Source organism: Streptomyces sp. NWU339 (genome assembly GCF_003143855.1).
Classification (GTDB): domain Bacteria; phylum Actinomycetota; class Actinomycetes; order Streptomycetales; family Streptomycetaceae; genus Streptomyces.
Genome location: NZ_QFRK01000026.1, coordinates 59389 through 71255 on the forward strand (window position 1 = coordinate 59389; position 11867 = coordinate 71255).

12 protein-coding genes are annotated in these 11867 nt (G+C 70.7%); all 12 read right to left on the reverse strand.

What is annotated here, in order from left to right:
• Nucleotides 1-10 precede the first annotated feature (10 nt).
• Genes DIZ27_RS26775 through DIZ27_RS26830 form a run of 12 tightly spaced genes read right to left on the reverse strand, consistent with a single transcriptional unit; the run spans nt 11 to nt 11866 of the window.
• Nucleotides 11-805 (reverse strand): FadR/GntR family transcriptional regulator, encoded by a 795-nt coding sequence (locus DIZ27_RS26775; RefSeq protein ID WP_109381018.1) that lies wholly within the window; start codon nt 803-805, stop codon nt 11-13.
• Complete coding sequence (locus tag DIZ27_RS26780) at nt 802-1830, reverse strand: LLM class flavin-dependent oxidoreductase (RefSeq protein ID WP_109381019.1); 1029 nt, start codon at nt 1828-1830, stop codon at nt 802-804. The genes DIZ27_RS26775 and DIZ27_RS26780 overlap by 4 nt, the downstream gene beginning before the upstream one ends.
• A 46-nt stretch (nt 1831-1876) precedes the next feature.
• A complete protein-coding gene (locus DIZ27_RS26785; protein ID WP_109381020.1) occupies nt 1877-3055 on the reverse strand; it encodes an NAD(P)/FAD-dependent oxidoreductase in 1179 nt (392 codons plus the stop codon).
• Complete coding sequence (locus DIZ27_RS26790; RefSeq protein ID WP_109381021.1) at nt 3052-4146, reverse strand: acyl-CoA dehydrogenase family protein; 1095 nt, start codon at nt 4144-4146, stop codon at nt 3052-3054. Before DIZ27_RS26790 ends, DIZ27_RS26785 begins: the two co-directional genes overlap by 4 nt.
• 3 nt (nt 4147-4149) lie before the next feature.
• Nucleotides 4150-5466, reverse strand: coding sequence for an acyl-CoA dehydrogenase family protein (locus DIZ27_RS26795; RefSeq protein ID WP_109381022.1), 1317 nt, complete (start codon nt 5464-5466; stop codon nt 4150-4152).
• 11 nt (nt 5467-5477) lie between these two features.
• Nucleotides 5478-5921: a Zn-ribbon domain-containing OB-fold protein gene (locus tag DIZ27_RS26800; RefSeq protein ID WP_109381023.1), complete on the reverse strand. Its 444-nt coding sequence runs from the start codon at nt 5919-5921 to the stop codon at nt 5478-5480.
• Nucleotides 5918-7099: a lipid-transfer protein gene (locus DIZ27_RS26805; RefSeq protein WP_109381024.1), complete on the reverse strand. Its 1182-nt coding sequence runs from the start codon at nt 7097-7099 to the stop codon at nt 5918-5920. The genes DIZ27_RS26800 and DIZ27_RS26805 overlap by 4 nt, the downstream gene beginning before the upstream one ends.
• A complete protein-coding gene (locus DIZ27_RS26810) occupies nt 7096-8313 on the reverse strand; it encodes a CaiB/BaiF CoA-transferase family protein (protein ID WP_109381025.1) in 1218 nt (405 codons plus the stop codon). Before DIZ27_RS26810 ends, DIZ27_RS26805 begins: the two co-directional genes overlap by 4 nt.
• A gap of 1 nt (nt 8314) precedes the next feature.
• A complete protein-coding gene (locus tag DIZ27_RS26815) occupies nt 8315-9625 on the reverse strand; it encodes a CaiB/BaiF CoA-transferase family protein (RefSeq protein WP_109381026.1) in 1311 nt (436 codons plus the stop codon).
• 38 nt (nt 9626-9663) lie between these two features.
• Nucleotides 9664-10419, reverse strand: coding sequence for an SDR family NAD(P)-dependent oxidoreductase (locus tag DIZ27_RS26820; protein WP_109381027.1), 756 nt, complete (start codon nt 10417-10419; stop codon nt 9664-9666).
• Nucleotides 10416-11645, reverse strand: a complete 1230-nt coding sequence (locus tag DIZ27_RS26825; RefSeq protein WP_109381092.1) for an acyl-CoA dehydrogenase family protein — start codon at nt 11643-11645, stop codon at nt 10416-10418. The genes DIZ27_RS26820 and DIZ27_RS26825 overlap by 4 nt, the downstream gene beginning before the upstream one ends.
• Nucleotides 11646-11659: 14 nt before the next feature.
• Nucleotides 11660-11866, reverse strand: coding sequence for a ferredoxin (locus DIZ27_RS26830; protein ID WP_109381028.1), 207 nt, complete (start codon nt 11864-11866; stop codon nt 11660-11662).
• Nucleotide 11867 lies beyond the last annotated feature (1 nt).

Consider the following 11867-nt stretch of genomic DNA (forward strand, 5'->3'; position numbering starts at 1 on the left):
CGCCGAGGAGTCACAGCCACTCGACGTCCCCGTCGAGGAGATCACCCAGCTGCTCCTTGTGCAGGTTCAGGACGTTGGCGAGGTGCGACTCCATCAAGGACTCGGCAGCCGACTCGTCACCGTCCAGCACCGCCTGGGCCAATCTGAGGTGGTCGTCGACGAGCGCGGCGTGGATCGTCCGAACGTCGCCGACGGTCGCGAAGTGGTGCGCGACCAGTTGACCGTACGCCCGGAACGTCACCTGGATGACCCGGTTGCCGGCCAGGGCCGCCAACGCGCCGTGAAAGCCCTCATGTCCGGACATGTACACGTCAAGATCGTCGTGTGCCACGTCGTCGACGTCACCGGACAGGTACGGAGTCATCGCCGCCTCCCGTGCCGCTGCGTCGGGGTTGGCGGCGGCCAGACGCGCCAAGGTCGACTCGGCGAAGATCCACGCCTCGAACAGCTCGTCGTAGGAGGCGCCCGCCAGATGGAAGTACAGGGCCTGCAGCCGGCCCAGGTTCGCCGAATCGACCGTGCCGACCAATGGACCTCCGCCGGGGCCGCGCCGGATCGAGATCATGCCCTGGACCTCGAGAAGCCGAAGTCCCTCACGAAGCGACTCCCGGCCCACGCCGTACAACTTCAGCATCTCCGCCTCGGAGGGGAGACCGTCTCCCGTGCACAGTCCGTGCGACCGGACCGTGCGCACCACGTCGCGGGCGACGACTTCGGCCGCCTTGAGCGGACGAAGAACCGATCCACCGGCCGCGATGGGGATTCCCGCGCGCCCACCGTCTCCGGACGTCACCTTGCTGCTCATGACCACTCCCCTTCGGAGTTCGCTTGCACCTTGTCGTTCGTGCCTCCGCCGGGGCCACTGGCACGACGAGGACACTCCCGTAAGAATTCATTCCCATAAATTGATGCCACGCCCGCACGCGGATGATCCCGTACGCAACCGATGGACGAGGGCGCTTCCGTGAGGGTCTGCCGGCGCTCATCGACGGCTCTGGCGCGCCGGATCCGGTCGGCCCGCACGATCACCTCGTCGAACCCGTCGGCGGCGTGCTCCGCCACCAGTCCGCGGTCCGCGCTGTCGGCTCTCTCGATGTACATGAACGGGCCGGTCCGTTCCGGAACTTGGCGGATCTCGCTGATGTCCGCCTTGGCCCGCGCCGCCTCCGCCGGGGGCGGCGCGCCGGAGACGATCCAGCCGTCTCCGGCAGCGGCTCCCCGGCGCAGGACCGCCGGGGAGGTGCCGCCCGCGATCACTGAGCCGCCGAGTGCCGTCCCACCGGGCACCACAGCGCTCACCCGAACGGGATCGAACGCCCATCGGTCCGGCCGGTCGCCCGAGGGGTCGTCGGCGAAAACCCGGCGGAGCACGGCGATCTCGTCGTCGCCGTCGCGGCCACGCGTGGCGAACGGCGCACCGAGCGCCGCGAACTCCCCCTGCGACCGGCCTGCGCCGGCCCCCGGCCGTAAGCGCCCGCCCGAGACCTCGTGCAGCGTCGCGACGGCCCGTGCGGCCAGGAGCGGGTGCCGGAGCACGGCGACGAGCACAGCCGTCCCCGGCCCGGTCGTGCCGGTCGCCCCTGCGACGGCGGCCAGGGCGGCCAACGGGTCGGCCAGGGGCGTCCGTTCGTCGAGGAGGGCCGTACCCGGCCTGTGCGGGAGCCGCGGTCCACCCGGGCTCGGGTGCGCGGATCCGCGGCCGACGGGGTGCACCACCCGGTCACCGGCCCACCGCGCGCCGAATCCGGCGGACTCGCCGTCCCGGGCCGGCTCGACGAGTGCCCCACCCGGAACGACCCACCCGCCCGGGCTCAGTCGGACACCCCTCATGCCGCCCCGCCACGGGCGGAGCGCAGGAGCAGGAGGACGGATCACGTCAGAACGACTCCGTCAGCGATCCGACCCGGCTCAGGTCAACGATCCTGCGCTCGGCGATCGCGGCCCGGGCCTGCACCATCGAGCGCGGGAATCCCACCGAGAGATGTGCGGAGAGCCGCCCTTCGGCGTCGATCCAGGCGGCGCCCCACCGCTCCGGGTCGTCGTGCCCCCTCAAGAACATGCGATCCCCAGGGCGATGCTGACCCACATACTGCAGCTTCCTGCCGAACTGGTCCGACCAGAAGTAGGGGACGTCGTCGGCCGACTTCGGCGTGCCCATGATCGCGCCGGCCGCGGCCGGCGCACCGTTCACCGCCTCGTCCCAATGCCCGGAGTGAACCCGCCGACCGAGCAGGTCGCTCCACCGCGCGGCCACGTCGCCCACCGCGAACACGTGGGGGTCACTGGTCCGACGGTCCGCGTCGACGGCGACTCCCCCTGCCTCGACGGCGAGACCGGCGCGGGCCAGCCAGTCGGTCTCGGCGCGCACGCCCACCCCCGTCACCACGATGTCCGCAGGGATGAGCTCGCCGTCGGCGAGCACCACCCCGTCCGCCGAGACCTCGCGAACCCCGGTCGACGTGCGCAGGTCCACCTCCTGCCACCACGGCAGGAACCGACGCCCGACCTCCGGGCCCAGCGGCCCCTCGAGCGGCGTCGCGCCGAGCTCCACGCACGTCACCCGGCATCCGCGCGTCAGCGCGGCGGTGCTGACCTCGGCACCGATCCAGCCCGCGCCGATGACGACGAGCCGGGCGCCGGGCACCAGGGACTCGCGGAGGCGCTCGGCGTCCTCACGGGTGCGCAGGGTCACCTGCGGCCCGTCACCGGGCAGGGTGACCGGGCGCGCCCCGGTGGCGATCACCAGGAAGTCGTAGTCGTGTGCCGACCGGTCGGTCGTCACACGCCGCCGTGCCAGGTCCAGGCCCGTGGCGCGCTCGCCGCGGGCGAAGTCCACCCCCAGCTCCGCCAGGTCCAGGCCCAGGCCGAGGTCGATGTCGCCGTGCAGGAACGCCTTCGCCAACGGCGGTCGGTCGTACGGCTCGTGGAGCTCGTCGCCGATCAGTACGATCTCGCCGTCGAAGCCTGCCGATCGGAGCGCCGCACAGGTCCGTCCGCCGCCGATTCCACCACCGACGACGACGACCCTCCGCGGAGCCGCTCCGGCGTACGTCATGCGAGAACCCCCTCCGCACGGAGCACCCGATCGGCCAGGTCGGCCGGCGGGTGCAGGATCATCTCGTTGCTGCGCGCCTTCCGGAACAGCAGATGAGCGGAGTGCTCCCAGCTGAACCCGATCCCACCGTGGACCTGGACGTTCTCGCTGCTGGCGAGGACGGCGGCGCGGGACGCCGCCAACAGGGCCATGGCCGAGGTCTCCGGGAGGTCCCGCGGGCTCTGGACCGCCGCCCACACCGCGTGCTCCACGAGCGACCGGGCCAGGTCGGCTTCGACCGCCACGTCGGCGAGCACGTGCTTGACGGCCTGGAAGGAGCCGATGACCCTGCCGAACTGCTCGCGGACCTTGGCGTACTCGACGGCGTCCTCCAGCGACTGCTCGGCGACGCCGAGCTGTTCGCAGGCGAGCAGGAGATCGGCGACCGCCTCGATCCTGTTGCGCAGCCCTTCCGTGACGGCGTCGCCGAGGTCTGTCGCGGGGGCACCGTCGACGGTCAGCGTGGTGATGTCCCGGACGAGGTCCAGGGTCTCGTGCCGGTCCCGGGTCGCGTCCGCGACGTCAACTCCGAACCAGCGCGCTCCGGCCGGGGTCGACGCCTCGGCGATGAGGACGTCTGCCACGGATCCGTCGACGACGGCCGGAGCCGATCCCGTGACCCGCCAGGCGCCGTCGACCTCGACCGCGCGGAGGTCGCCGGCGAAGGCGACGGCGCCGTGAGCGCTGCCGTCGATCAGTGCGGGCAGCCACACGCCGGCCGCCGGCGACTCGAGCGCGGTCACGAGCGCCTCGATGGCCAGTGCCGCGCCGAACAGCGGAACCGCCGCGGTTCGCCGGCCCAACACCTCGACGACCGCGCCCAGCTCGGCGTGGGTCGCGCCGGCGCCGCCCTGCTCCTCCGGCACCGCGAGTCCGAGGATGCCGACCTCGCGGATCAGGCGTTCCCACAGCTCACGGTCGAACGCTCCCTCGGCCGCGACATCGGCCCGGGCGACCGCGTCGCTGCGGGGCGCGACGCGCTCGGCCAGCTGCGCAACGCACTCGGTGAGCTCCGACCGCAACTCGGCCGCCTCGACATCCTGCAGAATCATCCGTCACACCTCCACGGAGGTCGGGGCGTCCGTCCGCAGTGACGCGAGGAGGCCGGCGTACTTCTCCTCCGCCTGGACCTGGAGCCGCGGCACGTGCATCGACGGGAAGAGGTCGGGGGCGGGAGTCACGTCGCGCAGCAGCTGCTTGGCCACGGACTGCTTGTGCACCTCCGTCGCGCCGTCGGCGATCGCCATGTGGAAGCTCTCCAGGACGTACTTGCCGAAGGGCATCTCGGTCGAGACCCCCAGCGAGCCGTGCAGCTGCAGGGCACGGCCGGCGACGTCCTGCAGCACCCTCGGCATCGCGACCTTCACGCCTGCGATGTCCTTGATGACCTGCTTGTAGTCCTTGGCCTGGTCGATCTTCCACGCCGTGCGCAGCACGAACAGCCGGAACTGCTCGAGCTGGATCCACGAGTCCGCGATCATCTCCTGGACCAGCTGCAGGTCTCCGAGCCGCCGGCCACGGGTCTCGCGCGAGACCGCCCGCTCGAGCATCAGGTCCAGCGAGCGGCGCACCAGCGCGACGGTGCGCATCGCGTGGTGGATGCGCCCGCCTCCGAGGCGCACCTGCGCGACCTTGAAGCCGTCACCCTCCTCGCCGAGCAGGTGGTCCGCGGGGATGCGCACGTCGTTGTACCGGACATAGGCGTGCGTCCCCTCGTGACCGGCGTGGCCGGTGACGCCGACGTTGCGGACGATCTCGATTCCCGGCGTGTCCGACGGCACGATGAACATCGACGCGCGACGGTGGCGCGGTGCGTCCGGATCGGTCACCGCCATGAGGACGAGGAAGCTCGCGAACCGGGCGTTCGACGAGAACCACTTCTCGCCGTTCACGACGTAGTGGTCGCCGTCGCGCACGGCCCGGCATCGGAACGACGTCGGGTCCGATCCTCCCGTCGGCTCCGTCATCGAGAAGCACGACGCGATCTCGCCCTCGAGCAGCGGGGTCAGGTAGCGACGCTTGAGCTCCTCGGAGCCGAAGTGCGCCAGCACCTCCGAGTTGCCCGAGTCCGGTGCCTGGGTGCCGAAGACAACGGGGCCGCTGAGGGTCGTGCCGATCAGCTCGTTGAGCAGCGCGAGCTTGAGCTGACCGTAGCCGGGGCCACCGAGCTCCGGGTCCAGGTGGCAGGCCCACAGCTCCTTCTCGCGCACCTTCTGCTGCAGGGGCTTGATGATCGCGTTTCGGACGGGGTCGGCCATGTCGAGCGGGTGCTCGTACATGCGATCGGCCGGCTCGACCTCCTCGCGGACGAACTGCTCGACCCAGTCCAGCTTCGCCTGGTACTCCGGATCGGTCTGGAAGTCCCACGCCATGGTGTTCTCCTTCAGGTGGCGGACGGCTCGGATGCGCCGACCGCCCAGTTGGGCAGGACGACGTCCTCTCCGAGGTCGATGAACTCGACGGTCACGGGCGTGCCCACGCGCAGGTGCGGCCGGCCGGGCAGGTGACCGAGGAAACGGACGGTCGGGTCCCCGGGTCGCGGTTCGACATCGACCAGGACCGACGTGTAGGGAACCGGGAAGTGGGGGTTGATCTGGTGCTCGACGACGGTCCACGTGTGGACCCTGCCCTCGCCGGGCACCTCCTCCCACCCGAGGTCGTCACCGCGGCAGGAACGGCACCGCGGGCGGGGCGGCTGCTGCTGATGCGCGCAGGCGCGGCATGTCTGGACCACGAGCCGGTGCTCCCGGGCCGCGGCGAAGAATCCCGACGTGTCGGGGTCATCCGTGATCGGACGCAGTCCGATCCCTCCTCCCAGCCCGCTCATGCCGACACCAGCAGCAGAGCGCTCGCCCCCGGCGGAGGCGCCGAGGTGACCAGCGAGACCTCGGCCCCGGGGACTTGAGCGGTCGACGTTCCGCGGATCTGGCGGACGCCCTCGACGATGTGGTTCATGCCATGGATGTACGCCTCGGACAACTGGCCTCCTGCCGTGTTGATCGGGATCCGTCCGCCGACGTCGAGCGCGCCGCCCTCGACGAAGGCCGACGCGTCGAGCCGGTCGCAGAATCCGTAGTCCGGCAGTTGGAGGAACACCGTGATGGTGAAGCAGTCGTAGAGCTGCGCCACATCGACGTCGCTCGCCGTCAGGCCGGCACGCGCGTAGAGCCGCTCGGCGACGCGCCGGGAGGTGAGGGTGTCGAGGCTCTCCCCCATCAGCACCGGATACATCTGTCCCGGCCCGACCCGCGTCCCCGTGCCCTGTGCGACGGAACGGATCATCGCCGGCGGCTGCGCGCAGTCGCGCGCCCGCTCCGCCGAGGTGACGACCAGCGCCGCCGCGCCGTCCGTCTCCAGACAGAAGTCGTAGAGGCGCAGTGGGTCGGAGATCATCCTCGACGCGTAGTAGTCGTCGAGCGTCAACGGACGGTCGTACATCTGTGCCGCCGGGTTCGCGTTGGCTCGCCGGCGGCACACCATGGCGATCTCGGCGAGCGCCTCCGACGTCAGGCCCCACTCCTCCTGGTAGCGCCGGGCGATCATGGCGAAGAACTGGCCGGGCGAGGTGACGCCGTACGGTGAGAACAGCTCGAGGTAGCTCGAGTTCCCCCCGACGCCGCCGTCGACCGACACGCCCTTGCCCAGCCGCCGCCCCGACCGGCCGTTGAGCGCTCGGTAGACGAGGACGTTCGTGGCCTGGCCGGACACGATCGCCGCCACCGCCTGCCCGACCATCGCCGCCGGGCCGGAACCGCCGGGACCGTTCTGGCCCCAGTACGCGATGTCGTCGATGCCGAGCGCGTCCGCCAGTGCCACCTGGGACGTCTCGTCGTAGTCGCTGCGGATCAGTCCGTCGATGTCGGCGGGAACCAGCCCGGCGTCCGCGATGGCGGCCAGCGACGCCTCGGCAGCGAGTGAGGTGACGCTGACGCCGGACGCCTTCGAGTACGCGGTCGTGCCGATGCCGACGACCGCGCACCGGTCCGGCACCCAGGTGTCGCTCACGACGCCACCTCGCCGGCGGCGAGACCGCTCACCACCGCGGCGGTGTCCGCTCCGAGGCGCGGAGGCGCCTTCGGCCCGCCGGTTCCGTACGAGAACCGGAACGGCGCCCCCGGGAACAGAGCCGGCTCACCGTCACCGGCCGCGACCGGGACGAAGAAGCCGCGCTCTCGCAGGTGCGGATCGTCGAGGAGCTGCTCGGGCGCGAAGACCGGACCGATCGGCAGGCCACGGCGCTGGGCCTCCTCGTAGACCGTGACCGAGTCCTGCATCAGGAAGAACGACTCCATGATCGTCTGGATGTGGGAGAAGTGCTCCTGCCGGTACGCCAGCGAGAGGTACTCCTCACCTCCCAGGTCGAGGTCGAGACCCAGCGTGGTGAGCCACTCGACCAGCGTCGTCCACGTCCGGTCGTCGCTGAGGATCAGCGCGAAGTACACCTGGACGCCGTCGGCGCACTCGAACAGAGCCGGCTGCGTCGGCGACGGCTGCGCGTGCCGGCACGTCTGTCGTTCGAGGAGGACCCGGGGGTAGAACCAGTACGGGTTCGCCAGCTCCCCGCTGACCGCCACGGCCTCGTGCATCGAGACGTCGACCAGCTGACCCAGTCCCGTGGCCTGCCGTTCGAGCAGGGCGAGGAGTACCCCGCAGTGGCCGAAGCTCGCCGCGATCTGGAAGGCCTGGTTCCCACCCGGCCTGATCGGCGGGATCGTGTGGTCGTCGTAGCCGCAGCTCATGAGGATCCCGCCGGCGGCGAGTGCCACGAGGTCGCTCGAACGCCACTCGGCCCAGGGGCCTGTCAACCCGAACGGAGAGACCGACAGGACGATCAGGTGCGGCAACTCGTCGACGAGCGCGTGCAGATCGAGTCCGTCAGCCTCCAGGTCGCGCGGGCCGGCCGACGTGATGAGCACGTCGGCGTCGGTGATGAGCGCCCCGCGCTCCTGACGCCCCTCGGCTGTGGACGTGTCCACGACGACACTGCGCTTGCCCGTGTTGTACGTCCAGAAGTGCAGGCTGTGGTCGGGGTCGCCCTCGTGGCCCTGTGCCCACGGGCCGATCCTGCGGCCGGCCGATCCGCCGGGGGGCTCGACCTTGACGACGTCGGCGCCCTGGTCGGCGAGCAGCTTGCCGACGATCTCGCCCTGGGGATCCTGAGCGAGTTCGACGACTCGCAGACCGCTGTACGTCAGTTCCGACGTGGGGCCGTCCCACATGTCAGATCACCCCTTCCGACTCGAGCTCTGCGATCTCGTCGCCGGTCAGCCCGAGCATGTCGCCGAACACGTGGTGGTTGTCCTCACCGAGCAGTGGCGCGGAGCGCCAGGTGTGCTGGCGCGTCCGCGAGAACGTGACGGGCGTCCCCTCGAACCGGGCCTCGCCGATCACCGGGTGATCGAGCTCGAAGAAGATTCCGCGCTCCCGCAGCTGCGGGTCCCACTCGTTGATCTCCTCGGCTGTCTGCGCCGCACCGGCGGCCACACCCGCCGACTGCAGGAGCAGCATGGCCTCGCGGGGACTGCGCTGCCGGGTCCAGGCCGTGACGTGCTCGTCCAGCGCGTCCTGGTGGGCACGGCGCGACCCCTCGGTCGCGAACCGCGGATCCTCGGTCCAGGCCGGCCGTCCGATCGCCTCGACGAACCGCGTCCAGTCGTCGTCCCCGAAGACGGCGATCGCGATCCAGCGATCGTCACTGTCGCTCGGATACACCCCGTGGGGCGCTGCGGGCGGATGCTCGAGCCGGTTCCCGCGGGGGAAGTCGGGACGCCTGGTGTGGTGGCCGTTCACGGTCACGTCGAGCATGTCGGGCCCGATCATCGAGATGCCGACCTCGACGGCGGAGACGTCGACCTCGGCGCCGCGCCCTGTCTTGTTCCGTCGCAGGATCGCCATCATGAGTGCGGCCGAGTTGTAGTACGCCGCCTGGTTGTCCATGTAGGACAGCCCCCATCCGGACGGCTCGCGGCCGGGAAGTCCGCTGATGAAGGACAGTCCGCTGACCGCCTGGACGATCGGTCCGTAGGACTTGAAGTGCGCGTGCGGGCCCGAGTGCCCGAACCCGCTCATGCGTCCGTAGACGACGTTCGGTGACAGTTCGTCCAGCCGCTCGTAGGTGAGTCCCCAGCGCTCCATCACGCCCGGGGCGAAGTTCTCCGTCACGACGCTGCTCACCGAGATCAGACGGTCGACCAGGTCGCGCCCCTTCGGTGACTTCATGTCGACCGTGATGCCGAGCTTGTTGCGGCTGTAGTTGTTGTGGAGTCCTCCGCGGTTCGGGTCGGCGTCGGGTACCTCCTCACCGTAGTTGCGCGCCTCGCCCTTGTAGATCGGGAGCAGGCGGGGCCGGTCGATCCGGCGCCTGTTCTCGATCTTGATCACCTCGGCCCCGAAGTCCGCGAGCATGCGCGTGGCCACGGAGCCGACGCCCATCCAGCAGAAGTCGGCCACGCGGACACCCGCGAGCGGTCCGACCCGCGGCACCGGCGTGCGGTGGGCGGGACGTGCTGGAGACTCGTTCACCGACGTCATGCAGGTTGCTCGCTCTCTGTGAGGGGGATCGGGGTGGCTCAGGACATCGCGGTGCGTCCACCGTCGACCGGCAGCACCGTTCCGGTGGTGAAGGAGGACAGGTCGGAGGCGTAGTAGAGGGCGGCTCCGACGATCTCGCGCGGTTCCCCGGCACGGCCGAGGGGGAACGACTTCGCGCGCTCGCGCCACTCGTCCGTGTACCAGACGTCGCTCAGGTCCGTCAGGAAGGGCCCGGCCATGATCGTGTTGCAGCGGATCCGCGGGCCGTAGGCCTGGGCCAGGCCCTTGGTCAGGGTGTTCAACCCCGCCTTCGCCGCGGCGTAGACGAGGTCGGAGGTCTTCGGGCGGACCGAGGCGATCGAGCTCACGTTGACGATCGACCCGCCGTCGGACATCCGTGGAGCCGCGAGGGTGCTGAGCCGGAACGGACCCTTGAGGTTGACGTCGAAGGTCTTGTCGAACAGCTGCTCCGTCGCGGTCTCGAGGCTCTCGTACATCGGGGCGATGCCGGCGTTGTTCACCAGTACGTCGAGACGACCGAACTCCTCGAAGACGGTGTCGACGAGCGCCTCGCCACCGGACCAGTCGCCGACGTGGGCGCCGACCCCGACGGAGCGGACACCGCTGTCGCGGGTCAGCTTCTCCGCCACCTCCCGGCACGCGTCGGCCTTGCGGCTCGCGACCACGACATTGGCTCCTGCCCGGGCGAACGCCTGGCACATCTCCAGGCCGAGGCCACGGCTGCCGCCGGTCACCAGTACGACCCGGCCGGTCAGGTCGATCGACACGCTCATGGCCCCTCCTTCTCTGACCGGGACTTGGACACCTTGGGCTCGGGTGGCAGGTTCAGGTGCCGCTCGGCGACGATCGACCGCTGGATCTGGTCGGTTCCGCCTGCGATGCGGTAGCCGGGAGCACCGAGGACGTGGGCGTTCCACGAGAACGTGCCCGGCTCGCCGAGGTCGGCGACCGCCCGGTCGGCCAGTAGGGTGCGCGCCAGGTCGGAGACCCGGTTGAGCTTCGCGACCCACTGCAGCTTGCGCATGGAGCCGGCGGCGCCGGGCGCCTCGCCGGCATCGCGTGCGCGCTTGTCGCGCCGGAGGGCGATCTCGGCGGCGACCTCCCGCATCCGGACATCGGCCAGTGCGAGCCTGACGTCGCGGTGGGACAGGGAGCGGGTTCGTCGCGCGAGGTCGACCAACTGCTCGAACGACCCGCCGACGCCGGCCTTGTTGGAGGCGTTGGCGCGCTCGAAGCCCAAGGTCGCCCGGGTGACGCCCCACCCGTCGCCGACGTCGCCCATCCGGTACGCGTCCGGAACGCGCACGTCGGTCAGGAACACCTCGTTGAAGCTCGTCCCACCCGACATCTGCCGGATCTGGCGCACCTCGACACCCGGCGCGTCCATGGGGATCATGAGGGTGGTCAGACCGCGGTTGCGGCTCGAGCCGGCCTCGGTCCGGACGATCGCCTGGCCCCAGTCGGCGAACTGCGCACCGGACGTCCACACCTTCTGCCCGTTGACGACCCACTCGTCGCCTTCGCGCACGGCCCGGGTGGAGATGTCCGCGAGGTCCGAGCCGGCCCCCGGCTCCGAGAACAGCTGGCACGCGAGCAGTGAGCCGTCGAGCAGCCCCGGGAGCAGCAGGGACCTGAGCTCGTCCGACCCGTAGATCCGCACGGTGGGGGCGATCAGATTGACGGTCACCGAGAAGAGTTCGTGTCGGGTCGGAGCGACCGCGGCGGTCTCCTCGTCCTTGAAGGCGTCGGCGTACTCCGTGGGCAGGCCGGCACCGTGCAGCTCCGTCGGCCACGAGAGTGCCGCGTAGCCGGCGTCGAACTTGAGCCGCTGCCACTCCCGCAGCTCGCGCAGGACCTCGAGTTCGGCGTCGTGGTCGAGATTGTGGAAGACCGAGACGTCGTGCTCGTCCCGCACGGCCGATCGGGCAGGAGCGTTCTGCCTCAGCCAGGCCCGGGCCCGCTCGCGGAACTCCTCGATCGTCGGAGTCCCGACGGTCATGTCGATCGCCATCGTCACGCCCCGTCACTCACCGAGATCGCGCGCTCGGGGCAGTTGTCGACGGCCGACAGCAGGTCCGCGACACCGTCCCGGTCGTCGGGAACACGCTCGTCGAGGATGACCGGGAAGCCCTCGTCGTCGTAGTCGAAGAAGGCCGACGCGAGCGTGTAGCAACGGCCGTGGCCGCTGCACTTCGAGGTGTCGACGGTGATGCGCTTCATC

Excerpts from the sequence above, each read along its gene's own strand:
- DIZ27_RS26775 (WP_109381018.1), bottom strand. The coding sequence starts at position 805 with ATGAGCAGCAAGGTGACGTCCGGAGACGGTGGGCGCGCGGGAATCCCC.
- DIZ27_RS26780 (WP_109381019.1), bottom strand. The coding sequence starts at position 1,830 with ATGAGGGGTGTCCGACTGAGCCCGGGCGGGTGGGTCGTTCCGGGTGGG.
- DIZ27_RS26785 (WP_109381020.1), bottom strand. The coding sequence starts at position 3,055 with ATGACGTACGCCGGAGCGGCTCCGCGGAGGGTCGTCGTCGTCGGTGGT.
- DIZ27_RS26790 (WP_109381021.1), bottom strand. The coding sequence starts at position 4,146 with ATGATTCTGCAGGATGTCGAGGCGGCCGAGTTGCGGTCGGAGCTCACC.
- DIZ27_RS26795 (WP_109381022.1), bottom strand. The coding sequence starts at position 5,466 with ATGGCGTGGGACTTCCAGACCGATCCGGAGTACCAGGCGAAGCTGGAC.
- DIZ27_RS26800 (WP_109381023.1), bottom strand. The coding sequence starts at position 5,921 with ATGAGCGGGCTGGGAGGAGGGATCGGACTGCGTCCGATCACGGATGAC.
- DIZ27_RS26810 (WP_109381025.1), bottom strand. The coding sequence starts at position 8,313 with ATGTGGGACGGCCCCACGTCGGAACTGACGTACAGCGGTCTGCGAGTC.
- DIZ27_RS26815 (WP_109381026.1), bottom strand. The coding sequence starts at position 9,625 with ATGACGTCGGTGAACGAGTCTCCAGCACGTCCCGCCCACCGCACGCCG.
- DIZ27_RS26820 (WP_109381027.1), bottom strand. The coding sequence starts at position 10,419 with ATGAGCGTGTCGATCGACCTGACCGGCCGGGTCGTACTGGTGACCGGC.
- DIZ27_RS26825 (WP_109381092.1), bottom strand. The coding sequence starts at position 11,645 with ATGACCGTCGGGACTCCGACGATCGAGGAGTTCCGCGAGCGGGCCCGG.
- DIZ27_RS26830 (WP_109381028.1), bottom strand. The coding sequence starts at position 11,866 with ATGAAGCGCATCACCGTCGACACCTCGAAGTGCAGCGGCCACGGCCGT.